Raw genomic sequence first — 25,545 nt, forward strand, 5'->3', positions numbered from 1 at the left:
CCCGCTGAGCCCGCGCCCCTGACACTCCGGAGCGCCGGTCAGCCGACGACGGGCGCCGCTCCCGGCTCGGTCGCGAGCCGGGCGTGGCGCCCGCGCGGGCAGTGCACGATCCGGTCGCCGAGACCGAGCCGGCCGGCCTCGGCCAGGAAGGCGGACAGGGGCGAGCGCATCACCGTGTACTCCTCGTAGTGCACGGGCAGGACGGCGCGGGGGCCGAGGCGCCGGGCCAGTTCCGCACCCTGCCGGCCGTCCATGGTGACCAGGAAACCGCCGGGCAGCGTGGTGCCGCCCAGGTGCAGGACGGCCAGGTCGGCGGCCGGGAAGCGGCGGGTGATCTCGTCGAGGCCGTCGTAGGGCAGGGTGTCGCCGGAGACGTACAGCCGGAGCCGCGGCGGGCCGCCCGCGGGACCCAGCTCGATCATGCTGCCCATCACCGGGGGCAGCAGCCGCCGCAGCACCGGATGTCCGGCGTGCCGTCCGGGCAGCGCCGTGACCGTGGCCTGGACCGGGCCCTGCCGGAGGGTGAGCCCCCGCCAGGTGCGCAGTCCGGCCACCCGCTCGCGCCCGTGCAGCACCTTCAGGCGGCGCGCGGCGTGCGGGGTGCTCAGCACCGGGACCGAGGGGTCCAGGTGGCGCCGGGCCCGGCGGTCCCAGTGGTCCCCGTGCAGGTGGGACAGCACGATCCCGTCGAGGCGGGGCAGGTCCTCCGGTTGCAGGGCGGGCTCGGTCAGGCGCCGGCTCAGCAGGCCGTTGCCGAGGTAGGCGTACTGGCCGAGGTGCAGGAAGTTCGGGTCGGTGAGCAGGGTCAGCGGCCCGTAGCGCAGCAGGACGGTCGCGTTGCCGAGGAAGTGCAGGTCGACCGTGTCGTCGGTGGGTGTGTCGGTGGTAGCGGGCATGGGTTCCGCCGCCCTTCCGTCCGAGCCGTCACAGGCGCCCGCACCGTCGCGGGCGTGCCGGGTTCCTCCCGTGGCGGGCGGGTACCCCTGGCGGGCGGACGGCATGAGAGGACGTGGTCCGGCAGGCCGGTTCCGGCCCCGTGCCGCCCGCGTCCGCACAGATGGCCGAGCGTGCCGCAGCGGTGGAGCCGGGGAGCTGGTAGCTCTCGTAGGGCAGCCGCCGCCGTACGCGCCCGAGCGGGGGACCGACCGGGGGACCGACCGAGACGAGGAGCGACCGTGCGCGAGACCGGAGCCGAGAACACGCCGCCCAGCCTCCGGCTGCCCGGCCTGCTGCTGGGGGTGGGGCTCGGCGGATTCGTCGACGGCATCCTGCTGCACCAGCTCCTCCAGTGGCACCACATGCTGACCAGCACCGACCACGACCACATCGGGGTGAAGTACTACGACCCCCACACCGTCTCCGGGCTGGAGATGAACACCGTCTGGGACGGGGTCTTCCACACCGTCTGCTGGCTCGCCGTCCTCGGCGGCCTCGCCGTCCTGTACGCCCGGGTGACCACCGGCCGGCGCCAGGTGTGGGCCTCGCGGGTGCTCTGGGGCTGGGTGCTGTCCGGCTGGGGCCTGTTCAACCTCGTGGAGGGCGTCCTCGACCATCACGTCCTCGGCATCCACCACGTCCACGGCGGCCCCTACCAGGTGTGGTGGGACATCGGCTTCCTCGTGCTCGGCGCGCTGCTGCTGGCGGGCGGCCTGCTCCTGCGGCGCGGCGCCCGGCCCTTCGATCCGGCCGCGCCCCGCGCCGCACGGCCGGGACACGCCGTCTGATGCCCGACGGCACGCACATGCGGCCGCACATGCACCACGCGGAGGGCGGCGGCGCGTGGGAGGTCCTGCTCCCCGTCCTGGCGCTGCTGGTGTGCGCGGGCGGCTATCTGCTGCTGGCGCGCCGGGTCCGCCGCCGGAACCCCGTCCGGGGCTGGAGCCCCTGGCGCACGGCCGGTTTCTGCGCGGGCCTGCTCCTGCTGGCGGCCGCGCTGCTGCCGCCCGTCGCCGCCCTCGCCCACCGTGACTTCCGCGGCCACATGGTCCAGCACATGCTCATCGGCATGTACGCGCCGCTCGCCCTGGTGCTCGGCGCCCCGATGACCCTGGTGCTGCGCGCCCTGCCGGCACCCCGTGCCCGCCGTCTCACCGCGTTCCTGCACAGCGCCCCGGCCCGTCTGCTCGCCCACCCCGTGACCGGTCTGCTGCTGTCCGCCGGCAGCCTCGTGCCGCTGTACTTCACCCCGCTCTACGACGCCCTCACGGCCCGTCCGGCCGGACACTGGCTGCTGCACGCGCACTTCCTGCTGGCGGGCTGTCTGTTCGCGCACGCCGTCGCCGGACCCGACCCCGCCCCGGGCCGCCCCGGTGTGCGCGCCCGGCTGGTCTGCCTGGGCTGCGCCATCGCGGTGCACGCTAGCGTCGCGCAACTGATGTACGGCGGCTTCTGGGTGACCGTCGACGCTCCGGTCCCCCAGGTCCAGGGTGCTGCCGAGATCATGTACTACGGCGGTGACATCGCCGAGCTGCTGCTGGCGGCGGCCCTGGTCGCCACCTGGCGCCCGGCACGCGCACCGGTCACGAGACACGCGGCACACCCTGCGCGGTAGACGCCTCCCGCGTGTTCACCAGCGCCACCGGGGCCGCGACGGTCTCCGCCCGGCCTGTACGCGGGCCTCTCCGAGAAGGACCGGGCGGTGGCCGGCCAAGTGCTCGCCCCGCTCACCGAGCGGGCGGACGCGGAGCCGGCCGGCCCACGGCAGCGGCGGAGCCGGCGTCATCCCGGCGGCGGCGCCCCGGCCGTCCCCTCCGGGGCTCCCCGGATCCGACCGGCACCGGCCCACGCGGTCCGGACGCAGCCGCGCTGTAGACGCCTCCCGGCCATGTCGGCCGGTACGCCTCCCGCGTGTTCACCAGCGCCACCGGGGCCGCGACGGTCTCCGCCCGGCTGTACGCGGGCCTCTCCGAGGAGGACCGGGTGGTGGCCGGCCAAGTGCTCGCCCCGCTCACCGAGCGGGCGGACACGCAGCCGGCCGGCCCACGGCAGCGGCGGAGCCGCCGTCACCCCGGCGGCGGCGCCCCGGCCGTCCCTCCGGGGCTCCCCGGATCCGACCGGCACCGGCCCACGCGGTCCGGACGCAGCCGCCGGGCCCCTGCCTCGTCACAGCGGTGTCGCGGCGTGCAGGATCAGGAACAAGGTGACGGCGGAGTTCGCCGACGACATCGCCGAGACCAGCGCCCCGGCGGCGGCGCCCCAGGCGGCCAGGCCCACCGAGGTGAACGCCGACGGCCAGGTACGGACCGTGGGGGCGGGGGCCAGCAGCGCGGCCACCCGGCGCGGCACGGGTCCGGTCGCCGCGAGCGCGGGCACGGTCGGCACCGGTGTGCGCGGGGACAGCAGGGCCGCCTTGCCGATGGCGCGGGCGACCGTGCGCCGGTCGCCGACCGCGCGGGCCGCCTCCTCGTCCGCCCACCGCTCGGCGGTGTAGTCGACGGCGGTGCGCAGCGGTCTCAGGAACGGGTTGGCGCGGGCCGCGAGGTGCGCGGCGAGCAGGTGGCGGTGGTGACGGGCGCTCAGATGGGCGCGCTCGTGGGCGAACAGGGCGCGCCGCTCGGCGGGCGCCAGCCCGGCCAGCAGCGCTGTGCTGACGACGATCCGTCCCCGGCCCCCGCTGGGGCCGCGGCCCCCGGAGAGGGCGTACGCGTACGGCGTGCCGTCGGGGAGGACCGCGACCGTGGACCCCGGCACCCCGGTGAGCGCGCGGTGGGCGCGGCGGGTGACGCGGCGGTGCCGCCACAGGGTGCGGGCGCAGGCGGCGGCGACGACGGCGAGCGCGGGGATGGCGGCCCGGCCGGCCACCTCGTCGTGCGGGACGGCCGCCCGCACCTCCGGGTCGGACCAGCCGTCCGGCAGCGGGTTGCCGGGCAGTTGGGCGGTGCCGACCACCATGAGCAGCGCCAGGCAGAGCGTGCTGCACCCGGCCATGACGACGGCGACCGCGGTCAGCAGCCGGGTGGCGGTGCGCGGGTGCAGCCGGGTCTCGGCGAGGCGGGCGACCGGCCACGCGGACAGCGGCAGCACCAGCGGCAGGAAGACGAAGACCCCCATGAGCGGTCAGCCCTCCGTGCCGCCGGCGTCCGGGCCGGGGATGTCGAGCAGGGCCCGCAGCACCTGTTCGTCCCCGGGCGGCAGGGCGGTGACGAAGCTGGCCAGGACCGCCTCGCGGTCCCGTTCGCCGTCCAGCAGGCGGCGCATGCGCAGCGCGGCCAGCCGGGCCACGTCGGCCGTGGGCGTCCACAGGAAGGACCGCCCGTGCCGTTCGCGGGAGACGACGTCCTTGGCGAGCAACCGGGTCAGGATGGTGACGACGGTGGTGTAGGCGAGGTCGCCGCCGAGGCGCTGCTGCACCCAGGCCGCGGTGACCGGTCCGTCCGCCTCGCGCAGCGCGCCGAGGACCTGTCCCTCCAGCTCTCCCTGACCGCGCCGCCGGACCCGGCCGTCTTCCCTCGTCATCCGTGGCTCCTCCCCCGTCATCCGGCTTCGCTCACCTGCCGTTCCACGCTACTTCACGCCACTGACACTCCCGCAGGCGCGGCGCCCGCACCGGTGCGCGATCTCGCCGAGGAGGACGTCGACGGCGAGGAGACAGGCCGGCGGCACGCCGAGCGGCGGCACGAACCAGCCGAGCACGGCGACGGCCGCGAGGGCCGGCACGAGGAGGTACGGCGGCACGACCGCCCGGGCGCCGCGCGGGACCGTCCGGCCGAAGGCGGTGCCCCGGCCGCGCTGCCGCCACACGCGGTGGCCCCGGACGATGAGCAGGGTCAGGGTGGGCGCGAGCAGCGCGAGGCCGGCGCACCGCGGTGTGTCGGTGACGTACAGCAGGCCGGTGACGGCGGCGGCGGGCAGGAAGGGCGCGACGAGCACGCCGGCGTAGAAGTGCAGGCGCAACACCAGCGGCCGCGGGCGGCGGCGCGCGACACCTCGGCCGGGGTGGCCGCAGGAGCGGTGGTCATCGGCGGGGTTCTCCGGGGCTCGGGCGAAAAAAGCGAGGGCCGTCCAGTAGCCGGACCGCGAAAGGGCCGGGTTCCCCAGGGTGTTGGTGACCTGGGCCACAGGGGGCGGCGTGCGGGCGTGGCATGCTGACGCGATGGCACCTCCCCGTGATCACGCACCGCTCGCCGAGCGGGTCGAGGAACTCCTCGCCGCCGGCGGCCCCCTGCCCATCGTCGCGGCCGGACAACCAGTGTTGCGGCGCGGCGCCGAGCCGTACGACGGCCAGCTCGGCCCCGCGCTGCTCGCCCGGTTCGTCGAGGCCCTGCGCGTCACCATGCACGCGGCCCCCGGTGTGGGTCTCGCCGCCCCGCAGGTCGGTGTGCCGCTGCGGATCGCGGTCATCGAGGACCCGGCGCAGGTGCCCGAGGAGGTGGCGGTGGCCCGGGGCCGGGTGCCGCAGCCGTTCCGCGTCCTGGTCAATCCCTCGTACGAGCCCCTCGGCACCGCCAGGGCCGCGTTCTTCGAGGGCTGCCTGAGCGTGCCGGGGTGGGTCGCGGTGGTGGCCCGGCACGCCGGGGTACGGCTGCGCGGCGCGGACGAACACGGCCGCGCGCTGGACGAGGAGTTCACCGGCTGGCCGGCCCGGATCGTCCAGCACGAGACGGACCACCTCGACGGCACCCTGTACCTGGACCGCGCGGAGCTCCGATCGCTGTCCACCAACGAGGCGGCGCTGGCCCTGTGGGCCCAGCCGACGCCGGAGGCGGCGGCCGAGGCCCTGGGCTTCGGACTGCCGTAGCCGGCCGCTCAGTTGTCCCGGTACGCCTCCAGCAGCCGCAGCCACACCTCGCTCAGCGTCGGGTACGACGGGACGACGTGCCAGAGCCGGCTGACCGGGACGTGTCCGGCGACCGCGACGGTGGCCGAGTGGATGAGTTCGCCGACGCCGGGGCCGACGAAGGTGACCCCGCGCAGGATCTCGTCCTCCAGGTCCACGACCATCCGGGCGCGGCCCTTGTAGCCGTCGCCGTACAGGCCGGCGCCCGCGACGGAGGAGAACTCCACGTCGACGGCGCGGACGCGGTGGCCGGCCTGTTCCGCCTCGGCGAGGGAGAGCCCGACCGCGGCGGCCTCCGGGTCGGTGAAGACGACCTGGGGTACGGCGTGGTGGTCGGCGGTGGCGGCGTGGGGGCCCCAGGGTTCCTCCGCGACCGTGCCGCCGGTGGCGCGGGCGGCGATGGCGGCACCGGCGACGCGGGCCTGGTACTTGCCCTGGTGGGTGAGGAGGGCGCGGTGGTTGACGTCGCCGACCCCGTACAGCCAGTCGGTGCCGGTCACGCGCAGGCTGTCGTCGACGTCCAGCCAGGAGCCGGGTTCCAGGCCGACGGTCTCCAGGCCGATGTCGTCGGTGTGCGGGACGCGGCCGGTGGCGAAGAGGATCTCGTCGCCCTCGATCCGGTCACCTGCGGAGGTGACGGCCACGACCGTGCCGTTCTCCCGGCTGACGGACTCCACCGAGGTGCCGGTGCGCACGTCGACGCCCGCCTCGGTGAGGGCCTCGGCGACCAGTTCGCCGGCGAACGGCTCCATGCGGTTCAGCAGGCCCTTGCCGCGCACCAGCATGGTGACCCGGGAGCCGAGGGCCTGCCAGGCGGTGGCCATCTCGGTGGCGACGACACCGCCGCCGACGACGATCAGCCGGCCCGGGACCGCCTGGGCGCTGGTGGCCTCACGGCTGGTCCAGGGCTTGACCTCGGCGAGTCCGGGCAGGTCGGGCAGCTGGGCCCGGGTGCCGGTGGACACGGCGACGGCGTGCCGGGCGGTGAGGGTGGTGACCGTGCCGTCGGGGCCGGTGACCGTGACCGTGCGGGGACCGGCCAGCCGGCCCTGGCCGCGGTACAGGACGGTGCCGGTGCCCTCCAGCCAGCCGACCTGGCCGTCGTCCTTCCAGTCGGCGGCGAAGTAGTTCCGCCGGGCCAGGACGGCCGGGGCGTCGAGCGGGCCCTGGACGGCCTGGGCGAGGCCGGGCAGGCGGCGGGCGTCGGCCTGGGCTATGACCGGCCTGAGCAGGGCCTTGCTGGGCATACAGGCCCAGTACGAGCATTCGCCGCCGAGCAGTTCGCTCTCCACGAGGGCCGTGGTGAGGCCGGCCGCGCGGGTGCGGTCGGCGACGTTCTCCCCCACGGGACCGCCCCCGATCACCACGACGTCGTAAGCGATGGATTCCGTTTCCGTCATGGGGTCAGTCTGGTGGGTGGTGTGCGCCGTGGCCACACGGGTACGCGCGCGGAACAGGGGCGTGCACGGGTGGAATAGGCGGCCGGGCGGCCGTGTTTCCGCCGTCGGCACACCCCACACCAGGAAGAGGGAAAGACGCCATGAGCAGCACTGTGGAGCTGACCAAGGAGAACTTCGACCAGATGGTCACCGAGAACGAGTTCGTTCTCATCGACTTCTGGGCGTCCTGGTGCGGGCCGTGCCGGTCGTTCGCGCCCGTCTACGAGAAGGCCGCCGAGGAGAACCCCGACCTGGTCTTCGCCAAGGTGGACACCGAGGCGCAGCCGGAGCTGGCCGCCGCCTTCGACATCCAGTCGATCCCGACGCTGATGATCGTGCGCGACCAGGTCGCGGTCTACGCCCAGCCGGGCGCCCTGCCCGCGCCCATGCTCGCCGACCTCATCGGGCAGGCCCGCAAGCTGGACATGGACGAGGTCCGCAAGGACATCGCCGCCCAGCAGGGCCAGGCCCAGGAGGGGCAGCAGCAGTAACGCGTGCGGGGCCGCGGTGACACCGGGTGCGGGTCCGGATCAGCTGGACTCCCGCCGGATCACCGAGGCCCCCAGCACGGTGCGCACCTCGGGCTCGCCGCCCGGGTCGCGCACGGCACGGTCGACCAGTTCGGCGAGGTCCTGCCCCGAGGGCAGTTCGATGCGGACCGTGCTCAGCCGGGGCCGCAGCAGCCGGCCCAGCATCAGGTCGTCGGCACCGATGACGGCGACGTCCTCGGGGACGCGCACGCCCTCGTCCTGGAGGGCGCGCATGAGCAGCATCGCGTACTCGTCGTTGTAGGCGAACACCGCGTCGAGGCCGGACCGGGACCAGCCTGCGGCCAGTGCGGCGGCGGCCTCCTCGGTGTAGGCGAGCGGCAGTTCCGTCACGGTGGCGTCCGTGCCCCGCAGCGCCTCGCGCACGCCCGCGAGCCGGGGCCGTGAGTACGCCTCCAGTCCCGGTTCCCCGGGCAGCACGACACCGATCCGGCGCCGGCCCCGGGCGTACAGGTGGGCGCCCGCGCAGTGGCCGACGGCGTCGTGGTCCATCTGCAGGGCGTGCGCTCCCTCCACACGGCCGGGACCGAGAGTGACGACGGCCCGGGCGCCGGACCGCTTGAGGACGGCGACGCCTTCGGGGCCGAGACCGGCACCGGGCACCAGGACGGCGACCGGCCGCAGTTCCGCCCAGGCCCGGGCGGCCTCGTCCCCCTGCAGACCGACGCTGCCGTACTGGACGACGGTGTAGTCCAGACGGCCCAGCGCCCACTGGAGTTCGTTCAGGAACCGGCTGTACAGGGGGCCCACCGGGATCGCCGGTGCGGGCATGAGGACCATACGGCTGCGTCCGGCACGCAGGCTGCGGGCGGCGGCGTGGGGGACGTACCCCAGTTCGCGGGCGGCCTCGTGCACGCGCCGGCGGGTCGGTTCGCTGATCCGTACGGCGCCGGTGTTGTTGAGGACGTAGGAGACGGTCGCGCGCGAGACGCCGGCCAGGCGGGCCACATCGGCACTCGTGGGCGTGTTCGGTATCTGCACCATGACAGACCGCATCTTGGCAGAGGGGCGGGGGCCGGGGGCGTGCGGGGCAAGGTGGTTCATCGTTTGACAAAGAGGACGCCTGTACACCCGGTGACGAACACGTTCGCTCCGAACTTGTTCGCGACGAACATGTTCGTTACAGTGTCGGGCATGACCGCTGCCCCCCGCTCCCGCCGGGAGCGTCCCGCCAAGCCCGCCCTGACCCGGGAGGGCATCATCTCCGCCGCCGTCGCGATCCTGCGGGCGGAAGGGCTCCGCAAGGTGACGATGCGCCGGCTCGCGCAGGAACTCGACACCGGCCCGGCCTCGCTCTACGTGTACGTCCGCAACACCGACGAACTGCACGCCGCCGTCCTGGACGAACTGCTCGGCACGGTCGGCCCCGCACCGGCCGGGGGCACCTGGCGGGAGCGGCTGGAGGGGGTGCTCACCGGCTACACCCACATGCTCCTGGAGCACCCCACCCTGGCCCGCTCGGCGCTGACCGCCCGGCCGAGCGGCCCGCACTACCTGCGCCTGGTCGAGACCCTGCTGGGGCTGCTCCAGGCGGGCGGGGTGCCGCTCGCCCAGGCGGCCTGGGGCGTGGACCTGCTGCTCCAGCACGCCACGGCGACCGCCGCCGAGCACGCCGGGGAGCAGCCCCAGGGCGACTGGCAGGCGGCGGCCCGGGCCCTGCGCGAGGCGCCCGCCGCCACCCATCCGCACATCGCCGCCGGCGCCGGAGCGCTGCTGTCCGGCACGCCCGAGGCCCGCCTGTCGTGGGCCTTCCAGACGCTGGTCAACGGCATCGAACGGACCGCCGTACCGGCCCCGGTACCGACCGACGGCCAGGAGGCCACATGACGACCCCCGGTTCCCTCCCCCACCACCCCGTCGCCGTCTCGGCGCGGGCCTCGGCGGGCTAACGCTCGCCCGGGTGCTGCACGTGCACGGCATCGAGGCCGCGCTGTTCGACCTGGACGCGTCGGCGGACGCCCGGGTCCAGGGCGGCATGCTCGACATCCACGACGACAGCGGCCAGGAGGCGCTGCGGGCCGCCGGCCTGCACGAGGAGTTCCTGACCCGGGTGCACTCCGGCGGCCAGGCCGTACGGGTCCTCGACCGGGACGGCGCGGTCCGGCTGGCCGAGCCCGACGACAGCTCCGGCGGCCGGCCCGAGATAGACCGGGGCGACCTGCGCGACCTGCTGCTCCGCTCCCTGCCCGCCGGCACGGTCCGCTGGGGCGCCAAGGTCACCGGCGCACGCCCGCTGGACGGCGGCCGGCACCGGGTGACGCTCGTGGACGGCACCGAGTTCACCACCGACGTGCTGGTCGGCGCGGACGGCGCCTGGTCGCGCGTGCGGCCGCTGGTCTCCACGGCCCGGCCCGCGTACACCGGCGTGTCGTTCGTGGAGGCCGACCTGCGGCAGGCGGATGCGCGGCACCCGGTGAGCGCGGAGGTGGTCGGGGGCGGCATGTTCTTCGCGCTCGGCCCCGGCCGCGGTTTGCTCGCCCACCGGGAGACCGACGGCAGCCTGCACGTGTACGTGGCCGTGGTGGCGCCGGAGGACTGGCTGGACGGCATCGACTTCACCGACGCCGAGGCGGCGAAGGCGGCCGTGCTGAAGGAGTTCGACGGCTGGGACGAGAGCCTGCGGGCGCTGGTCGCCGACGCGGACGGCGCCCTGGTGCCCCGCCGCATCCACGCCCTGCCGCCGGGGCACCGCTGGAAGCGGGCGCCCGGGGTGACCCTGCTCGGCGACGCGGCCCACCTGATGTCGCCGTTCGCGGGCGAGGGCGCCAACCTGGCCCTGATCGACGGCGCCGAACTGGGCCTGGCCCTGGCCGCGCACCCCGGGGACACGGAGGCCGCGCTGGCCGCCTACGAGTCCCGGATGTTCCCCCGCGCCGAGACCTCCGCGGCGGACTCGGCCCACAGCCAGTCCCTGCTGTTCCGCGCGGACGCGCCGCAGGGCCTGGTGAACATGTTCACCGGCCAGGGCGACTGACCGGCCGGGCCGCGGCCCGGCCCGGACTCCTCCCTAGGGCCTGCCTGACCATTCGCGTCGTCGCCCGGCAGACGCGAATGGTCAGACAGGCCCTAGCCCCGCGCCTCCGTGCCGGTCACCCGGGCGACCAGGTCCAGCCAGCCGGATTCCAGGCGTTCCATGGGCATGTCGCACTGTCGGGTCAGGTGGTGGATCAGCGCGGGGTCCAGCGAGGCCAGGAGGGTGTGGGCCAGCAGGTCGCAGTCGGCGTCCGGGACGATCTGGCGGAGCAGCATCGTCACGTGCATGCGCAGCGACCCGGCGGCGGGGTGCGCGAACCGGCGGGTCGGCTCCGGCTGGGCGGCCAGCTGGAGGTCCAGCTGCTCCGCCGTGCGGTACAGCACCGCCACGCCGAACGCCCGCAGCCGCTCCAGGGGCGGCGAACCGGGACCGAGGGGCGGGGGTCCGCTGAGGAAGTCGGCCTGGAGCTGCCTGGCCGAGTGGTCGAGCAGGGCCATCAGCAGCCCGGTGCGGTCGCCGAAGCGGCGGAAGACGGTGCCCTTGCCCACGTCGGCCGCCGCAGCCACGGCCTCCATGGTGACCCCGGCCACCCCGTGCTCCGCGATCAGCCGTGCGGCGGCCTCCAGCAGCCGGGCCCGGTTGCGGGCGGCGTCGGCACGCAGGAGCGGCTCTTCGGACGCCGGGCCGACCTCCAGCAACCGGGGCGTGTCGACGGGCTCCTCAGGCTTCGGGAAGGGCGGCAGAGCGCTGGACATGTCGACAGCGTAAAGCATCCGGAACAAAACTGGACCGCGGTCCGGTTAGGGTGGTACACACTTAAACGGACCCCGGTCCGGATCGTGACAGCGATGTTTCAGCCCTTTGGAGTTCCCATGTCTGTTCGCATCCTCGCGCTCGTCGGCAGCCTTCGCGCCGGTTCGCACAACCGCCAGCTCGCCGAGGCGGCCGTGAAGCTCGCGCCGGAGGGCGCCGAGGTCGAGCTGTACGAGGGCCTGGCCGACATCCCCTTCTACAACGAGGACGTTGACGTCGAGGGCCAGGTGCCGGCCGCCGCCGCCAAGCTGCGCGAGGCAGCCCAGGCCGCGGACGCCTTCCTGCTCTTCTCCCCCGAGTACAACGGCACCATCCCGGCCGTGCTGAAGAACGCCATCGACTGGCTGTCGCGCCCCTACGGCGCCGGCGCCTTCGGCGGCAAGCCCGTCGCCGTGATCGGCACCGCCTTCGGCCAGTACGGCGGCGTGTGGGCGCAGGACGAGGCCCGCAAGGCCGTGGGCATCGCCGGCGGCAAGGTGATCGAGGACATCAAGCTGTCCATCCCCGGCTCGGTCACCCGCTTCGCCGAGACCCACCCGGTCGACGACGCCGAGGTCGCCGCCCAGCTGACCGAGGTCGTCGCGCGTCTGCACGGCAACGTGGGCGTTGCCGCCGCCTGAGCCGTGCCGCCGCCCCCGTGGGGGCCGGCACCGTATGTTCCCGGCGAAGGGCCGGAGCCGCCATGGCTCCGGCCCTTCGTCGCGCCCGCTGCCCGCGCTGCAGCGCGTTCCAGGCCGGCCTGGGGCTGACCGGCACGCTGAGGGGTAGACGGCTCATGGCCTCTCATGACCCGGACGACCCACGCAAGGAGCAGCAGGAGCCATGTCCCTGGTCCCCCCGCCGTTCGATACGGAACTCGCCGCCGTGCTGGAGTCGTTCCGGGGCGTGATCGGGCCCGGACTGACGCCGGACGACGTCGAGGCCGCCCGGCGCGGCGCGGCCGTCGAGCTGGTCGACGTGACCATGGACGGCGCGTTCGAGGCGGAGGACCGTACGGTGCCGGGACCGCGGGGCGCCCCCGGTGTCTCCCTCCTCCTGTGCCGGCCGACGGCCGCTGCCGTCCGGGCCCCGCTGCCGGTGCTGTACCACGTGCACGGCGGCGGCCTGGTGGCCGGCACCAACCGGGCCGGGGTGACCGAACCGCTGGCCTGGGCGCGTGAGCTGGGCGCGGTCGTGGTGTCGGTGGAGTACCGGCTCGCGCCCGAGCATCCGCATCCGGCGCCGATCGAGGACGTGTACGCCGGGCTGGTGTGGACCGCGGAGCACGCGCGGGAGATCGGCGGCGACCCGGACCGGATCGTCGTCGCGGGCGCCAGCGCGGGCGGCGGCCTCACCGCGGCGCTGGCCCTGCTGGCCCGGGACCGGCGGGGTCCGCGTCTCCTCGGCCAGGTGCTGATGTGCCCGATGCTGGACGACCGCAACGACAGCGTCTCCAGCCGTCAGATGGCCGGTCGGGGCGTGTGGGACCGTACCGCGAACGAGACCGCCTGGACGGCCCTGCTGGGCGACCGCCGCGGCGGCCCCGACGTCTCCCCGTACGCGGCCCCGGCCCGCGCGTCCGACCTGTCCGGCCTGCCCCCGGCGTTCCTGGACGTGGGCTCGGCGGAGACCTTCCGGGACGAGGTGGTCGGCTACGCGTCCCGGATCTGGCAGGCCGGCGGCGAGGCGGAGCTCCACGTCTGGCCGGGCGGCTGCCACGGCTTCGACGCCCTCGCGCCGGAGGCGACCCTGTCCCGCACGGCCCGCAAGGCCCGGCTGGCCTGGCTGCGACGACTCCTGGACTGATCCCCCACCACACGCCCCACGGGACACCCGGCCACGACACGCCCGGTCCTGGATCGACGAGGCGGACCGCGCTCTCCTCACGTCCTTGCACGGCCGGCCGTCCGCCCCGAAGACGGGTCCTCGCCCGAGCGCGGCTTCTCACGCGCCTCCGGGTCCGCCCCTGATGCGCCGGATAGGACGTGACCGCCCCTGCCCTGGGGAACACCCCCCGTCCCCCGGAAGAACCCCCGCCCCCCGGGAAACACCCCCGGGAAAACCACGCTCCCGCCCCGCTTCGACGTTACCGTTCGGTAGACATCGTGCCCGGAGTCTCCCGGAGGTGCTCGTCCATGACGCCCGACCGTTCCGCAGGACTCGTGGAGACCCGGCGTGCGCTCGCCGAGGGGGAGGTGACCTCGCGGGAGGTGGTGGAGCGGACGCTGGCGCGGATCGAGGCCGCGCAGGCGACGCTGAACTGCTTCCGGATCGTGCGCGCCGAGGCCGCGCTCGCCGAAGCGGACGCGGCGGACCGGGAGTTGGCCGCCGGTGTGCGGCGCCCGCTGCTCGGGGTGCCGGTGGCGGTGAAGGACGACATGGACGTGGCCGGTGAGCCGACCGCGTTCGGCTGCTGCGGCGAGTTCCCCCCGGTGGCCGCGGACGCGGAGGCGGTACGGCGGCTGCGCGCGGCCGGCGCGGTGATCGTCGGCAAGACGAACACGTGCGAGCTGGGGCAGTGGCCGTTCACGGAGGGGCCGGCGTTCGGGGAGACCCGTAACCCGTGGAACACCGGGCACACGCCCGGCGGGTCGTCCGGTGGTTCGGCCGCCGCCGTCGCCGCCGGGCTCGTCCCGGCCGCCCTCGGCTCCGACGGCGCCGGTTCGGTGCGCATCCCGGCCTCCTGGACGCACCTGATCGGCATCAAGCCGCAGCGCGGCCGCATCTCGACCTGGCCGCGCGGCGAGTCCTTCCACGGCATCACGGTCAACGGCACCCTGGCCCGTACGGTCGCCGACGCGGCCGTGCTGCTCGACGCGGCGAGCGGCAACCACGACCTGGACCCGCACCGGCCGCTTGCGCTGACGGTGGCGGACGCGGTCGGCCGCGACCCGGGACGGCTGCGCGTCGCCCTGTCGCTGAAGCCGCCGTTCACCGCCGTACCCGCCCCGCTCGACCCGGTGATCCGCTCCCGGGTCGTCGAACTCGCCGAGCGGCTGGCCGGGCTGGGGCACGTTGTGGAGCAGGCCGATCCGCCGTACGGGCAGATCGGGCTGGCCTTCCTGCCCCGGGCCACCGCCGGGATCGCCGAGCGGGTCCGTGAGGCCCCGGATCCCGCGCTGCTCGATCCGCGCACCCGGGGCGCGGCCCGGCTCGGCCGGCTGCTCGCCGGTGCCCCGCTCCGGGCGGCCCGGCGCGCCGAGGCGGTGCTGCACCGGCGGATCGGCGCGTTCTTCGACTCCTACGACGTGGTCCTCGCCCCGACCACCGCCATGCCCCCGCCCCGGATCGGTGCCCTGGCCGGGCTCGGCGGGCTGGCCACGGACCGGGCGATCATCGCCGCCTGCCCGTACGCCTGGCCGTGGAACGTGCTCGGCTGGCCGGGGGTGAGCGTGCCCGCCGGGTTCGCCGGCCCCGGACTGCCGGTGGGCGCCCAGCTGCTCGGCCCGGCCGGCAGTGAGCCGCTCCTGGTGTCCCTGGCCGCGCAGATGGAGGCGGAGCTGCGCTGGCACGAGCGGTGGCCGCCGGAGGGGGTCGGCGCCGGCGCGGACGCCGGCACTCCGGCCGCGTGACGGCGTTCCGCCCGTACGCTGGGGGCCATGGACGACGCGTCGATGGTCGGGCTGATGGGGCGGGTGACGGGGACGGTCGGGCCCGGTCTGGTCGGCGAGGTGATCGTGCGGGTGCGCGGCGGCGCGGAGCACTTCCTCGCCTATCCGGCCGACGGCACGGGCCGGATGGCGACCGGGACGGTCGTGATGGTGGTGGAGTACCTGCCGCCGAGGACGGTCTACGTGACGGCGGCGTACGACAGTTGAGCGTGCGTCGCCCCAGGTGAGGGCGGCGTGCGTCAAGATTGCAACAAGGATTACCCGGCGTCTTCACCCCAGCTCGGCGCAGGCGCACACTCCCTTCGTTCGGTGCCGAGAGGGCACCATGCAAAGGGGGCGTATGCCGATGGTTGTCGGCGTCGTAGCGGGGGCGGTTGTCGTTGCCGTCCTCGTGTTGATCGGTCTGTTCAAGATGATGTGGCGGGTCGCCGAGCCGAACGAGGCGCTCATCATCTCCGGGTCCACGCACCGCACCGAGGGCCTGGAGGAGGGCATGGGCTTCCGCATCGTCACCGGGCGCGGCACGCTGGTGCTGCCCGGTGTGCAGGCGGTGCGCAAGCTGTCGCTGGACCTGAACGAGACCGAGTTGCACGTGGACTGCGTGACGCACCAGGGCATCCCGCTGAAGGTGCGGGGCGTGGTCATCTTCAAGGTCGGCGACGACTTCGTGTCGATCGCGAACGCGGCCCGCCGTTTCCTCGACCAGCAGAAGCTGATGTCGGAGCGGGTGCACAACGTCTTCGCGGGTCATCTGCGGTCGATCGTGGGCGGGTTGACGGTCGAGGACATGATCCGCGACCGGGAGAAGCTGACCGGGCAGACCCGGGCGGCCTGCGGTACGGAGATGGAGAAGCTCGGTCTGATCGTGGACTCGCTGCAGATCCACGAGATCGAGGATCCGACCGGGTACATCCAGAACCTGGCGATGCCGCACGCGGCGGCCGTCCAGCGGGACGCGCGCATCGCCCAGGCCGAGGCGAACCGGCTGGCCACGGAGGCCGAGCAGCAGTCGTTCGCGCGGATGGCGGAGGCCACCCGGGACAGCGAGATCCTCCAGGCCGGCTACCAGGCCGAGCGGGACAAGGCGGCGGCCAAGGCCCAGCAGGCCGGCCCGCTCGCCGCGGCGGCGGCCCGGCAGGAGGTCGTCGTGCAGGAGACACGGGTCGCCGAACTGGAGGCGCACCGGCGGGAGCAGCAGCTCCAGGCGGACGTCCGCAAGCCGGCGGACGCCAAGGCGTACGAGAAGCGGACGCTGGCCGAGGCCGAGCGTGACGCGCGGATCTCGGCGGCCCAGGCCAAGGCGAAGGAGACGGAGCTGGCGGCGGCGGCCGAGGCGACCCGGGTGAAGGCCGCCGCCGCGGCCGAGGCCGAGTCGACCAAGACCCGGGGTGCGGCGACCGCCGACGCCACCCGGGCCACCGGTGAGGCCGAGGCCGCCGCCCAGCAGGCGAAGGGCCTGGCGGAGGCCGAGGCGATCCGCGCCCAGGGTCTGGCGGAGGCGGAGGCCATCAAGGCCCGGGCCGCGGCCCTCGCGGAGAACCAGGAGGCGGTCGTCGCCCAGCAACTCGCCGAGAAGTGGCCGGAGATCGTCCAGGCGGGCGCGTCGGCGTTCGGCAACGTGGACAACATGGTGCTGCTCAACGGCGCCGACGGCATGGGCGAGTTGTTCGCCAAGGCGCTCACGATGGGCGGCACGGGGCTGGGCCTCGCCCGCAAGCTGCTCGCCACGATGGGGGACGACGGGCAGCCGGTGAACGGTGGTTCGCCCTCGCTCAACGGCGTGGTGGCGCCTCCGTCGCAGAAGGTGCCCGTGCAGCAGGAGGGCTGAGAAAGGGGTGTTGTGCGCGGCCGGGGTCCCTCACCAGGGGCCCCGGCCGCGCGTCTGTACGAGCCGGCCGCGCGTCTGCACGAGTCCGGCCGGCCGCGGGCGCGGGGCCGGGTTCGCGGCGGCGGGGTGGCGGGTTCCGGGTGGGCGGGGAGTTCCGTGAGCCGAGGGGCCGGGAGGCGCGGGGGGAGCGGGCCAGGGCCGCCCGGTCTCGGGGCCGTGTTCACGGGTGAGCCGTTCGACGACGGCCGGCTCGGTATCCGGGTCCCGGGCGACCAGGGCACGGGCCTCGGGTCGGCGTGCCCGGCGGGGCGGGCGAACCCGGCGCGCGGGACGTTCGGCGGGGTGGGCGGGCGTTCGGGTTCCGGTCCGGTGTACTCCGGGGGTCACGCCGTGAGCAGGGTGACGCCGAGGGCGATCAGGCCGGCCGCCTTGAGGACTTCCAGCGCCACGTACCACAGGTGGCTGTGCGAACGGGGCAGCTCCTCCCCCGCGAGGACCCGGTCGGACCTGCGGTTGAGGAGGGGGCGGACGACGGCCAGCTGGGCGAGGAGCAGGGCCGCCACCGCCGCGGTCGGCGAGATGACGGCGGCCGGGGCGTCACCCAGCGCGACCGCGAGGACCACGACGACCGCGAGGACGGTCTCCACGGCGTTCAGCGCGCGGAACACCAGGCGTCCGATACCGAGACCGACGGGGATCGTCACACCCGGGGCACGGAACTTCAGCGGCGCCTCCAGGAAGGAGATCGCCAGCACCATCCCGAGCCAGACGAAGGTGACCGCGCCGGCGGTGGCGGCGGCGGTGGTGTTCATGGGAGGCCTTTCTCCGCCGGGGTGGATGGGCGGCGGGGTTGCTCGGGGCACGTGGTGCGGTGGGTGCGGTGGTACGGCGCTGCGGTGGCTTCTGGACCGGCGGGCGGTGTGGTGGCCCGGGTCCGGGGCGGCTCGGCGGCTGGGGATGAAGCGGGGGCGCGGATACAGCGGGCGTGCGGTGGCTGCGGATCCGGCGAGCGGCACGGTGGCTCGGCCCGCAGCGGTGGGCCCGGTCGTGAGGTGCCCGGAGCGCGCGGGACGGGTCAGCCGGGGGCGGCCCCCGCCAAGTGGGCCACGCAGGAGTCGGGCGCGGCGAACGGTTCCAGCGAGGTGGCCGTCAGCGGCGCGCCCAGCTCCGCCAGCGCTCCCTGCATCAGGCCCAGATGGAGCGGGCAGACCAGCCCGCCCTGTTCCTCGGCGAGTTCCAGGAAGGGGCAGTGCCGCAACCGGATCCGCTCGGGCGTCCGGCCGGACTCGCCGTTCGCCGCGTCCTCCCCTTCCGGCTGCGGTGCGAAGCCCAGGCCGTCCAGCAGGTCGAGCAACGCGGCCACCGACCGGCCGGGCGTGGCCGGTTCGTACGGCGGCAGGGGGTCCACCAGGAAGCGGCCCCAGGCCCGGCCCGTCTCCATCGCCTCCGCCCGTGCCCCGGCCGGGTCGGCCGCCGCGGCCCACCGGCTGAGCAGCATGCGGGCGAGCAACCGGTAGTCGCGGGGGCCGCCGCGGTCCATGCCGGGGCGGACGGTGTAGACGGTGCGGGGCCGGCCGGGTCCCGTGGGCGCCGCGGCCCGGCGTTCCACCAGGCCGTCGGCCACGAGGGCGTCCAGGTGGAACCGCACGGTGTTGGCGTGGAGCCCCATCCGCCGGGCGGCCTCCGCGACCCCGAGCGGCGCGGGCGCGGTGCGCAGCACCTCCAGCACCTCCCGGCGGCGCGGACTCTCCCGCGTGGTCACGTCCGGACCCCCTCTCCCGCCTGCGCTCGTTTTCACGAATCCTACATGTATTAATTGTAGGGTGAGCGGACACCGTGGCAGGGACAGAGCCCGAGGGGAACACCAGATGACGTCGCCGTCCGCGACCGACACCGCAGCAGCAGGCCGTCCGGCGCCGGAACCGCGCGTGCTGTGCGACACCCGCGCGCTGGCCGACGCGCCCCCGGCGCCGGCCGGGGTGCTGTGGAAGCTGGCGGAGAGCGGCCGGCAGCTGGACGCGAACGTCGTCCGGCTGGCCCCGGGCGGACGGATCACGGCCCACACCGAGACCCAACTGGACGTGCTGGTCCTGGTCGTCGCCGGGGACGGCACGCTCGGCAACGGCTCCTCGCAGGCGGTGGAGGCGCTCAGCGAGGGCGCCCTCGTCTGGCTGCCGCACGGCGCCGCCCGCAGCATCACCGCCGGCGAGTCCGGGCTGACCTATCTGACGGTGCACGGCCGGCGCCCCGGCATGCGGATCGGCGCGCGCCCGACGGCCACGTCACCGGTCCAGCACCCCGGTTCCGCACCGGCCCGGCACCCCGGCCCGGCCCCGCGGTAACCCACCTGCTCCAAAGCCGGGTTGCGCGGGCCACTAGGGTGCCTCCGTGAGCACGTTTACCGAAGAGGACGTCCCCGGCCGTCAGGGCCCGCACGCCACCACCGAGGCCGACCCGCGCGAGGTCGGCCGGGTGCGCACCGAGTACGCCCCGGCCCATGACGGCGACCCGGACCCCGGCGAGATCGTGTGGACCTGGGTGCCGTTCGAGGAGAACGACGGCCGGGGCAAGGACCGCCCGGTGCTGGTGGTGGCCCGGGAGGCGGCCGGCACCCTGCTCGCCGTACAGCTCTCCAGCAAGCGGCACGACGGTGACCGCGAGTGGGTGCCGATCGGCAGCGGACCCTGGGACCGGTCGGGCCGCGACTCGTGGGTGAACGTGGACCGGGTGCTGCGGCTGCACGAGCAGGGCATGCGCCGCGAGGCGTGCGCCCTGGACCGCATGCGCTTCCAGCTGGTCCGCCAACGCCTGCACGAGCGCTACGGGTGGACCTGAGCGGCGCGGTGCCGTCGCACGAGTGGTACGGCCGGACTTGACCGCGTCGGACCACGGCACAAGCCCCACGCGGCGGACCCCACGGCCGGGCCCGCGCCTGAAGCGCCACGGCCGGGTCCGACCGCCCCCTGGTCCCGCGCCGGGACCGAGCCGGCGGACGCGCCGCGCCCCGAACTACCGCTAGGCCCTCACCGGTTCCGGGAACGCCCGCTCGAAGGCCCCTCGTACCACCGCGCCCGGCGTCCGGTCCAGCACGCCGAACACCACGTGCTCGAAGGCGCGGGCGAAGCGGCCGTCAGGCCCCAGCAGCGTGCGGAAGGCGCCCGCGACCTGCGCTGGGTCGTGTCGGAAGACCCCGCAGCCCCAGGCGCCGAGCACCAGCCGCCGGTAACCGTGGGCCGCGGCCGTCTCCAGGACGCGTTCGGCCCGTACGGCCAGGGCCGCCGGGAGCGCGACGGCCCGCTCGGGCGCCGTGCGCCGGACGACACCCGCGTTGGGGGCGGCGGCCGTCAGGAAGCCCGCGTGGTACGGCTCCGCGAGCAGCCGGCCCCGGTCGTCACGGAAGACGGGGACGGCCGGGGAGTGGAGCACGCGGTCCGAGTAGAACGGATCGCGGTCGGCGCGGTGGTGGTCGTAGAAGGCGCGGGCCGTCAGCAGGCAGGTGTGCAGCGCGGAGGCGCGGCACAGGGCTTCCTCCTGGGCCTGCGCTCCGTTGAGGTAACCGCCGCCGGGGTTCCGGGCGGAGGCGAAGTTCAGGACGGCGACCGGGGCGTCGGCGAGCCGGCGGGCCGCCTCCAGGCTGCTCTCGCCGGTGACCTCGACCACCGGGTCGGTTCCGCTCGCCGGTGTCACGGGCACCGGAGCGGGGCCGAACATCCGCGTGCTCGCCCGTGCGGCCTGCACCGATTCGGCGAGCGACACCTCCCGGCCGTCCGGCGCGCGGTACCGGCCCGCGGCTACGATTCGTTCCGTTTCCGCGGCGATCCCGCGCAGGCGCGCGCTCACGGCGCCACCCCCGTGGGCGCCGTGGCCGCGGCCCGCGCGGTCTCCCCCGTCGTGCTCATTCACGCATCCTGGGTGATGCTGGTGGGGCGGTGCAACGGAGTTTTCCGGCTCCCCGACGGCCGGGGAACGCACGAAGAAACAAAAGTAATAAATCCGGAACATCCCGGCTGGCACTCTTGTGCGAATCGGTGCGAAGGTCTTGGGTGGGACGAGTGCCTGCCCGGCCCGCACCCGGGTCGGCGGCATGGTGGAATCTCAGGAGGATCCCGACATGTCTCATACACAGAGCGACGGTGGTGACTGTACCGGGCACCGCACCGCCGTCACCGAGGCCGAGGTGGAGGCCCTGGTCCGGGGCATCTGCTTCAAGACCGGACCGCCCCGCACCCTCGGTGTCGAGCTGGAGTGGCTCGTCCACCCGCTGGAGCTGCCGCAGCTCCCGGTCACACCCGAACGACTCGAAGCGGCCTACGCCACCGTGCGGGCCGTACCCCTGAATTCGGCGCTCACCGTCGAACCCGGTGGCCAGCTGGAGCTGAGCTCGCCGCCCGCCGCCTCCCTGATGGAGTGCGTCGACACCGTCTCCGCCGACCTGGACGCCGTCCGGGCCGTGCTGGCCCGGGACGGTCTCGGCCTCGCGGGCATCGGCCACGACCCCTGGCACGCGCCGCGCAGGTTCCTGCACGAGCCCCGCTACGACGCCATGGAGACCTGCCTGGACCGCACCGGTCCGGCCGGCCGGCACATGATGTGCGCCTCGGCGTCGGTCCAGGTCTGTGTGGACGCAGGCCACGAGGAGCCCGGCCCGCTGGGGCACACCCGGCGCTGGTGGCTGGCGCACCAGCTGGGCGCGGTCCTGGTGGCCGCGTTCGCCAACTCGCCGCTGATCGAAGGCCGCCCCACGGGCTGGCAGTCCACCCGGCAGCTGGTGTGGACGGAGATAGGCGCCGGCCGGGCCGGCGCCCCACCGCTGGACGGCGACCCACGGGCCGCCTGGTCCCGGCGGGTGCTGGACGCGCCGGTGATGTGCGTGCGCCGGGACAGCGGGCCCTGGGACGTGCCCGAGGGGCTCACCTTCCGGGAGTGGACCCGCTCCGGCACACCCCGGCCGCCCACCCGGGCGGACCTGGACTACCACCTGACCACACTGTTCCCGCCGGTCCGGCCGCGCGGCCACCTGGAGCTGCGCATGATCGACGCGCAGCCCGGCGAGGACGGCTGGATCGTGCCGCTCGCGGTGACGGCGGCGCTGTTCGACGACCCGGAGGCCGCGGAGACCGCCTACCGGACCGTGAAACCACTGGGCGAACGGACCCTGAACCTGCCCGCCCCGCACAACCCCCTGTGGCTCGACGCGGCCCGGTACGGGCTCGCCGACCCGGAGCTGCGCGAGGCGGCCGACGTTTGTTTCGCGGCGGCCCTGGACGCGCTGCCCCGGCTCGGCGCCACCGCCCGGGTCACCGACGCGGTGGCGGCGTACCAGGACCGCCATGTCGCCCGGGGCCGCTGCCCGGCCGACGACCTGCTGGACCGGCTCTCCGTGACCGGCCCGCCGTCGTCCGGGTCCGGCCCGGCCGGGGGCACCCGCACCGCCCACAGGAGGAAGGACATCCGTACATGACCGCCCCGGAGACCGACATCGACACCCAGACGGCCGAGACGGACGCCGAGGCGCTGCGGGAGCGCGCGCTGGCCTCCCTCACCACGGCCCGCGACCGCACCACGCTGCTGACCTCCTGCGTCGACGGGCCGGACCTCACCGCCCAGCACTCGCCGCTGATGTCCCCCCTGGTCTGGGACCTGGCGCACATCGGCAACCAGGAGGAGCTGTGGCTGCTGCGGACGGTCGGCGGCCGGGAGGCGATGCGGCCGGAGATAGACAGCCTCTACGACGCCTTCGAGCACCCTCGGGCCGAGCGCCCCACCCTGCCGCTGCTGCCGCCCGCCGAGGCCCGCCGGTACGCCGCCGAGGTGCGCGGCCGGGCGCTGGACCTGCTCCAGTCCGCGGACTTCCACGGCACCCGGCTGACCGAGGCCGGCTTCGCCTTCGGCATGATCGCCCAGCACGAACAGCAGCACGACGAGACCATGCTGATCACCCATCAGCTGCGCAGGGGACCGCAGGCGCTGACCGCCCCGGACCCCGAGCCGGCCCCGCTGTTCACCGGGCCGGCCGAAGTCCTCGTGCCCGGCGGCCCGTTCACCATGGGCACCTCCAGCGAGCCCTGGGCGCTGGACAACGAGCGCCCGGCGCACCCGCGCGAGGTGGCGCCGTTCTGGATCGACACGACCCCCGTGACGAACGCGGCGTACCAGGCGTTCATCGAGGACGGCGGCTACGACACCGAGCGCTGGTGGGCACCGGCGGGCTGGGCGCACATCAGGCAGCACGCCATCTCCGCCCCGCAGTTCTGGCGGCGGGACGGCGGCCAGTGGCTGCGGCGCCGGTTCGGGATCACGGAACCGGTCCCGGCCGACGAGCCGGTGCTGCACGTGTGCTGGTACGAGGCGGACGCCTACGCCCGCTGGGCCGGGCGGCGGCTGCCCACCGAGACGGAGTGGGAGAAGGCGGCCCGCTTCGACCCGGTCACCGGCCGCTCGCGGCGCTACCCGTGGGGGGACGCCGACCCGGCACCGGAACACGCCAACCTGGGCCAGCGGCACCTCAGGCCCGCTCCGGCCGGCAGCTACCCGGCCGGTGCCTCGCCGCTCGGCGTCCGGCAGCTGATCGGTGACGTGTGGGAGTGGACGTCGAGCGACTTCCTGCCGTACCCGGGCTTCCGGGCCTTCCCCTACAGGGAGTACTCGGAGGTGTTCTTCGGCCCCGAGTGCAAGGTGCTGCGCGGCGGTTCGTTCGCCGTGGACCCGGTGGCCTGCCGGGGCACCTTCCGCAACTGGGACTACCCGATCCGCCGGCAGATCTTCTCCGGGTTCCGCACCGCCCGCTCGGAGGCGGTCTGATGTGTCGTCACCTCGCCTTCCTGGGGCCCGAGGAGCCGCTCGGCCGGATCCTCACGGAGCCCCCGCACAGTCTGTTCCGCCAGTCGTGGGCGCCGCGCCGGCAGCGGCACGGCACGGTCAACGCCGACGGTTTCGGGGTGGGCTGGTACGCCTCCCAGGACCCGGTACCGGCGCGCTACCGGCGGGCCGGGCCGATCTGGGCGGACCTGTCCTTCGCCGACCTGTGCCGGGTGGTGCGCTCGGGTGCCGTGCTGGCGGCCGTCCGGGACGCGACCTTCGCGGGGGCGGACGCCGAGGCCGCCGCGGCGCCGTTCGCGGCCGGGCGGTGGCTGTTCAGCCACAACGGCGCGGTCGCGGGCTGGCCGGACGCGGCGGCGCCCCTGGTGTCCGCGCTGCCGCCGGTCGAGCTGCTCTCGCTCCAGGCCCGTAACGACTCGGCGTTCGTCTGGGCGCTGGTCCTGCACCGGCTGCGCAGCGGCGACGAACCGGACCAGGCCATGGGCGAAACGGTTCGCCAACTGGCGCGGGCGGCCCCCGCCTCCCGCCTCAACCTGCTGCTGACCGACGGAGCCACGATCACCGCCACCGCCTGGGGCGACTCGCTCTGGTACCGCACGGAACCCGGCCGGAGCACGGTCGTCGCCTCCGAGCCGTACGACGACGACCCGCTCTGGCGGGAGGTCCCCGACCGCACGGTGCTCACCGCGAGCCGCGCCGGCGTGCTGCTCGCCCCGCTGGAGGACCCGGCGGCCTCCCCCGCGCTCGGCTCCGCCCGAGCGGTGGCACCCCGATCACCGAAGGAGCCCTGCCGTTGAGTCCCCTGCACGTCACCCGCACGCTCCCCGAGGACGCCACGGACGCCGCGCTGCGCGCCGACGTCCTGCACGGCCTCACCGCCACCCCCAAGTGGCTGCCGCCCAAGTGGTTCTACGACGCCCGGGGCAGCGAACTGTTCGAGCGGATCACCGAACTGCCCGAGTACTACCCCACGCGCGCCGAACGGGAGATCCTCGCCACCCGGTCGGGTGAGATCGCCGCCGCCAGCGGTGCCCGCACCCTGGTCGAACTGGGCTCGGGTTCCTCGGAGAAGACCCGCTACCTGATCGACGCGCTGCCCCTCGCGGCGTACGTCCCGGTCGACGTCAGCGAGAGCGCCCTCACCCAGGCCGGCGAGGCCCTGATCGAGGAGCGTCCCGGGCTTGAAGTGCACGCGCTGATCGCCGACTTCACCGCCCCGCTGACCCTGCCCGCCACACCGGGACCCCGGCTGGTGGCCTTCCTCGGCGGCACGATCGGCAACCTGCTGCCCGCCGAACGCGCGGAGTTCCTGGCCTCCGTGCGCGCGCTGCTCGCCCCCGGCGACGGACTGCTGCTCGGCACGGACCTGGTGAAGGACGAACGGGTGCTGGTCCGGGCGTACGACGACGCGGCCGGGGTGACGGCCGCGTTCAACAAGAACGTGCTGGCCGTGGTCGACCGCGCACTGGGCGCCGACTTCGACCCGGACGCGTTCGACCACGTGGCCCGCTGGGACGCCGAGCGGGAGTGGATCGAGATGCGGCTGCGCTCCCGTACCGCGCAGACCGTGAAGGTGCCCGCGCTGGACCTCGCCGTCGACTTCGCGGCCGGTGAGGAGTTGCGCACGGAGGTGTCGGCCAAGTTCCGCGAGGAGGGCGTGTCCCGCGAACTGGCCGCCGCCGGCCTGGAGCTGACCCACTGGTGGACGGACGCGAAGGGCCGGTTCGCGCTGTCGCTGAGCGTGGTGCGGTGAGCCGG

The 25,545-nt window shown here is 75.0% G+C and carries 25 protein-coding genes and 2 pseudogenes; 17 read left to right on the forward strand and 10 right to left on the reverse strand.

Annotated features, from left to right (window positions below; genetic code table 11):
• Positions 1-38: 38 nt before the first annotated feature.
• Complete coding sequence (locus AB0947_RS05555) at positions 39-896, reverse strand: MBL fold metallo-hydrolase (RefSeq protein WP_366748951.1); 858 nt, start codon at positions 894-896, stop codon at positions 39-41.
• Positions 897-1,175: 279 nt separating this feature from the next.
• Between AB0947_RS05555 and AB0947_RS05560 the strand changes: the two genes are divergently transcribed.
• Complete coding sequence (locus tag AB0947_RS05560) at positions 1,176-1,724, forward strand: DUF2243 domain-containing protein (RefSeq protein WP_366748952.1); 549 nt, start codon at positions 1,176-1,178, stop codon at positions 1,722-1,724.
• The gene (locus AB0947_RS05565; protein ID WP_366748953.1) at positions 1,724-2,551 is read left to right on the forward strand and encodes a cytochrome c oxidase assembly protein; all 828 of its coding nucleotides are present in this window, start codon (positions 1,724-1,726) and stop codon (positions 2,549-2,551) included. The genes AB0947_RS05560 and AB0947_RS05565 overlap by 1 nt, the downstream gene beginning before the upstream one ends.
• A 551-nt stretch (positions 2,552-3,102) precedes the next feature.
• Here the strand turns inward: AB0947_RS05565 and AB0947_RS05570 are convergent.
• From AB0947_RS05570 to AB0947_RS05580, 3 genes and pseudogenes are all read right to left on the reverse strand, one after another.
• Positions 3,103-4,050, reverse strand: a complete 948-nt coding sequence (locus AB0947_RS05570; protein ID WP_366748954.1) for a M56 family metallopeptidase — start codon at positions 4,048-4,050, stop codon at positions 3,103-3,105.
• A 6-nt stretch (positions 4,051-4,056) separates the two neighbouring features.
• The gene (locus AB0947_RS05575) at positions 4,057-4,455 is read right to left on the reverse strand and encodes a BlaI/MecI/CopY family transcriptional regulator (RefSeq protein WP_366748955.1); all 399 of its coding nucleotides are present in this window, start codon (positions 4,453-4,455) and stop codon (positions 4,057-4,059) included.
• A 48-nt stretch (positions 4,456-4,503) separates the two neighbouring features.
• Positions 4,504-4,791, reverse strand: a pseudogene (locus tag AB0947_RS05580) (PepSY domain-containing protein); the annotation flags it as partial.
• Positions 4,792-5,092: 301 nt separating this feature from the next.
• On the opposite strand from AB0947_RS05580, the gene AB0947_RS05585 reads away from it, so the two are divergent.
• Positions 5,093-5,737, forward strand: coding sequence for a peptide deformylase (locus AB0947_RS05585; RefSeq protein ID WP_366748956.1), 645 nt, complete (start codon positions 5,093-5,095; stop codon positions 5,735-5,737).
• An 8-nt stretch (positions 5,738-5,745) separates the two neighbouring features.
• On the opposite strand, the gene AB0947_RS05590 is transcribed toward AB0947_RS05585, so the two are convergent.
• Positions 5,746-7,176, reverse strand: a complete 1,431-nt coding sequence (locus AB0947_RS05590; RefSeq protein WP_366748957.1) for an NAD(P)/FAD-dependent oxidoreductase — start codon at positions 7,174-7,176, stop codon at positions 5,746-5,748.
• 140 nt (positions 7,177-7,316) lie between these two features.
• Here AB0947_RS05590 and trxA point away from each other — a divergent pair, with 140 nt between their 5' ends.
• Positions 7,317-7,706 (forward strand): thioredoxin, encoded by a 390-nt coding sequence (trxA, locus tag AB0947_RS05595; protein ID WP_366748958.1) that lies wholly within the window; start codon positions 7,317-7,319, stop codon positions 7,704-7,706.
• Positions 7,707-7,745: 39 nt separating this feature from the next.
• Here the strand turns inward: trxA and AB0947_RS05600 are convergent, their stop codons facing one another.
• Positions 7,746-8,747 (reverse strand): LacI family DNA-binding transcriptional regulator, encoded by a 1,002-nt coding sequence (locus AB0947_RS05600; RefSeq protein WP_366748959.1) that lies wholly within the window; start codon positions 8,745-8,747, stop codon positions 7,746-7,748.
• A gap of 150 nt (positions 8,748-8,897) precedes the next feature.
• On the opposite strand from AB0947_RS05600, the gene AB0947_RS05605 reads away from it, so the two are divergent.
• Together AB0947_RS05605 and AB0947_RS05610 are read left to right on the forward strand one after the other, a co-directional pair.
• Positions 8,898-9,590: a TetR/AcrR family transcriptional regulator gene (locus tag AB0947_RS05605; RefSeq protein WP_366748960.1), complete on the forward strand. Its 693-nt coding sequence runs from the start codon at positions 8,898-8,900 to the stop codon at positions 9,588-9,590.
• Positions 9,587-10,737, forward strand: a pseudogene (locus AB0947_RS05610) (NAD(P)/FAD-dependent oxidoreductase). The gene AB0947_RS05605 and the pseudogene AB0947_RS05610 overlap by 4 nt, the downstream one beginning before the upstream one ends.
• Before the next feature lie 92 nt (positions 10,738-10,829).
• On the opposite strand, the gene AB0947_RS05615 reads toward AB0947_RS05610, so the two are convergent.
• Positions 10,830-11,510: a helix-turn-helix domain-containing protein gene (locus AB0947_RS05615; protein WP_366748961.1), complete on the reverse strand. Its 681-nt coding sequence runs from the start codon at positions 11,508-11,510 to the stop codon at positions 10,830-10,832.
• A 99-nt stretch (positions 11,511-11,609) separates the two neighbouring features.
• Between AB0947_RS05615 and AB0947_RS05620 the strand changes: the two genes are divergently transcribed.
• From AB0947_RS05620 to AB0947_RS05640, 5 genes are all read left to right on the forward strand, one after another.
• Positions 11,610-12,170: an NAD(P)H-dependent oxidoreductase gene (locus AB0947_RS05620; RefSeq protein WP_366748962.1), complete on the forward strand. Its 561-nt coding sequence runs from the start codon at positions 11,610-11,612 to the stop codon at positions 12,168-12,170.
• A 202-nt stretch (positions 12,171-12,372) separates the two neighbouring features.
• A complete protein-coding gene (locus tag AB0947_RS05625) occupies positions 12,373-13,335 on the forward strand; it encodes an alpha/beta hydrolase (protein ID WP_366748963.1) in 963 nt (320 codons plus the stop codon).
• 329 nt (positions 13,336-13,664) lie between these two features.
• Positions 13,665-15,101 (forward strand): amidase, encoded by a 1,437-nt coding sequence (locus AB0947_RS05630; protein ID WP_366748964.1) that lies wholly within the window; start codon positions 13,665-13,667, stop codon positions 15,099-15,101.
• 27 nt (positions 15,102-15,128) lie between these two features.
• Entirely contained in the window at positions 15,129-15,347 is a 219-nt protein-coding gene (locus AB0947_RS05635) for a hypothetical protein (RefSeq protein ID WP_366748965.1), read from the forward strand.
• Between the two features lie 133 nt (positions 15,348-15,480).
• The gene (locus AB0947_RS05640; RefSeq protein WP_366748966.1) at positions 15,481-16,968 is read left to right on the forward strand and encodes an SPFH domain-containing protein; all 1,488 of its coding nucleotides are present in this window, start codon (positions 15,481-15,483) and stop codon (positions 16,966-16,968) included.
• A gap of 383 nt (positions 16,969-17,351) precedes the next feature.
• Here AB0947_RS05640 and AB0947_RS05645 read toward each other — a convergent pair whose 3' ends face one another.
• Together AB0947_RS05645 and AB0947_RS05650 are read right to left on the reverse strand one after the other, a co-directional pair.
• Positions 17,352-17,780, reverse strand: a complete 429-nt coding sequence (locus tag AB0947_RS05645; RefSeq protein ID WP_366748967.1) for a hypothetical protein — start codon at positions 17,778-17,780, stop codon at positions 17,352-17,354.
• Between the two features lie 263 nt (positions 17,781-18,043).
• Positions 18,044-18,730, reverse strand: coding sequence for a helix-turn-helix domain-containing protein (locus AB0947_RS05650; RefSeq protein ID WP_366748968.1), 687 nt, complete (start codon positions 18,728-18,730; stop codon positions 18,044-18,046).
• A gap of 106 nt (positions 18,731-18,836) precedes the next feature.
• Between AB0947_RS05650 and AB0947_RS05655 the strand changes: the two genes are divergently transcribed.
• Positions 18,837-19,310, forward strand: a complete 474-nt coding sequence (locus AB0947_RS05655) for a hypothetical protein (protein WP_366748969.1) — start codon at positions 18,837-18,839, stop codon at positions 19,308-19,310.
• A gap of 46 nt (positions 19,311-19,356) precedes the next feature.
• Complete coding sequence (locus tag AB0947_RS05660) at positions 19,357-19,803, forward strand: type II toxin-antitoxin system PemK/MazF family toxin (protein WP_366748970.1); 447 nt, start codon at positions 19,357-19,359, stop codon at positions 19,801-19,803.
• Between the two features lie 180 nt (positions 19,804-19,983).
• On the opposite strand, the gene AB0947_RS05665 is transcribed toward AB0947_RS05660, so the two are convergent.
• Positions 19,984-20,808, reverse strand: coding sequence for a TIGR02452 family protein (locus AB0947_RS05665; protein WP_366748971.1), 825 nt, complete (start codon positions 20,806-20,808; stop codon positions 19,984-19,986).
• Between the two features lie 271 nt (positions 20,809-21,079).
• On the opposite strand from AB0947_RS05665, the gene egtA reads away from it, so the two are divergent.
• The 4 genes from egtA to egtD are packed head-to-tail and all read left to right on the forward strand — an operon-like array spanning position 21,080 to position 25,540.
• Entirely contained in the window at positions 21,080-22,429 is a 1,350-nt protein-coding gene (egtA, locus tag AB0947_RS05670) for an ergothioneine biosynthesis glutamate--cysteine ligase EgtA (protein WP_366748972.1), read from the forward strand.
• On the forward strand, positions 22,426-23,769 hold the full coding sequence (gene egtB / locus AB0947_RS05675; RefSeq protein WP_366748973.1) for an ergothioneine biosynthesis protein EgtB: 1,344 nt from the start codon (positions 22,426-22,428) through the stop codon (positions 23,767-23,769). The genes egtA and egtB overlap by 4 nt, the downstream gene beginning before the upstream one ends.
• Complete coding sequence (egtC, locus tag AB0947_RS05680; RefSeq protein ID WP_366748974.1) at positions 23,769-24,584, forward strand: ergothioneine biosynthesis protein EgtC; 816 nt, start codon at positions 23,769-23,771, stop codon at positions 24,582-24,584. Before egtB ends, egtC begins: the two co-directional genes overlap by 1 nt.
• Entirely contained in the window at positions 24,581-25,540 is a 960-nt protein-coding gene (egtD, locus tag AB0947_RS05685; RefSeq protein WP_366748975.1) for an L-histidine N(alpha)-methyltransferase, read from the forward strand. Before egtC ends, egtD begins: the two co-directional genes overlap by 4 nt.
• Positions 25,541-25,545: the final 5 nt, after the last annotated feature.

The sequence above is a fragment of the Streptomyces sp. NPDC047841 genome, from assembly GCF_040704085.1.
GTDB classification, from domain to species: Bacteria; Actinomycetota; Actinomycetes; order Streptomycetales; family Streptomycetaceae; genus Streptomyces; species Streptomyces argyrophylli.

Excerpts from the sequence above, each read along its gene's own strand:
- AB0947_RS05555 (WP_366748951.1), bottom strand. The coding sequence starts at position 896 with ATGCCCGCTACCACCGACACACCCACCGACGACACGGTCGACCTGCAC.
- AB0947_RS05565 (WP_366748953.1), top strand. The coding sequence starts at position 1,724 with ATGCCCGACGGCACGCACATGCGGCCGCACATGCACCACGCGGAGGGC.
- AB0947_RS05570 (WP_366748954.1), bottom strand. The coding sequence starts at position 4,050 with ATGGGGGTCTTCGTCTTCCTGCCGCTGGTGCTGCCGCTGTCCGCGTGG.
- AB0947_RS05575 (WP_366748955.1), bottom strand. The coding sequence starts at position 4,455 with ATGACGAGGGAAGACGGCCGGGTCCGGCGGCGCGGTCAGGGAGAGCTG.
- AB0947_RS05585 (WP_366748956.1), top strand. The coding sequence starts at position 5,093 with ATGGCACCTCCCCGTGATCACGCACCGCTCGCCGAGCGGGTCGAGGAA.
- AB0947_RS05590 (WP_366748957.1), bottom strand. The coding sequence starts at position 7,176 with ATGACGGAAACGGAATCCATCGCTTACGACGTCGTGGTGATCGGGGGC.
- trxA (WP_366748958.1), top strand. The coding sequence starts at position 7,317 with ATGAGCAGCACTGTGGAGCTGACCAAGGAGAACTTCGACCAGATGGTC.
- AB0947_RS05600 (WP_366748959.1), bottom strand. The coding sequence starts at position 8,747 with ATGGTGCAGATACCGAACACGCCCACGAGTGCCGATGTGGCCCGCCTG.
- AB0947_RS05605 (WP_366748960.1), top strand. The coding sequence starts at position 8,898 with ATGACCGCTGCCCCCCGCTCCCGCCGGGAGCGTCCCGCCAAGCCCGCC.
- AB0947_RS05615 (WP_366748961.1), bottom strand. The coding sequence starts at position 11,510 with ATGCTTTACGCTGTCGACATGTCCAGCGCTCTGCCGCCCTTCCCGAAG.
- AB0947_RS05620 (WP_366748962.1), top strand. The coding sequence starts at position 11,610 with ATGTCTGTTCGCATCCTCGCGCTCGTCGGCAGCCTTCGCGCCGGTTCG.
- AB0947_RS05625 (WP_366748963.1), top strand. The coding sequence starts at position 12,373 with ATGTCCCTGGTCCCCCCGCCGTTCGATACGGAACTCGCCGCCGTGCTG.
- AB0947_RS05630 (WP_366748964.1), top strand. The coding sequence starts at position 13,665 with ATGACGCCCGACCGTTCCGCAGGACTCGTGGAGACCCGGCGTGCGCTC.
- AB0947_RS05635 (WP_366748965.1), top strand. The coding sequence starts at position 15,129 with ATGGACGACGCGTCGATGGTCGGGCTGATGGGGCGGGTGACGGGGACG.
- AB0947_RS05640 (WP_366748966.1), top strand. The coding sequence starts at position 15,481 with ATGCCGATGGTTGTCGGCGTCGTAGCGGGGGCGGTTGTCGTTGCCGTC.
- AB0947_RS05645 (WP_366748967.1), bottom strand. The coding sequence starts at position 17,780 with ATGAACACCACCGCCGCCGCCACCGCCGGCGCGGTCACCTTCGTCTGG.
- AB0947_RS05655 (WP_366748969.1), top strand. The coding sequence starts at position 18,837 with ATGACGTCGCCGTCCGCGACCGACACCGCAGCAGCAGGCCGTCCGGCG.
- egtA (WP_366748972.1), top strand. The coding sequence starts at position 21,080 with ATGTCTCATACACAGAGCGACGGTGGTGACTGTACCGGGCACCGCACC.
- egtB (WP_366748973.1), top strand. The coding sequence starts at position 22,426 with ATGACCGCCCCGGAGACCGACATCGACACCCAGACGGCCGAGACGGAC.
- egtC (WP_366748974.1), top strand. The coding sequence starts at position 23,769 with ATGTGTCGTCACCTCGCCTTCCTGGGGCCCGAGGAGCCGCTCGGCCGG.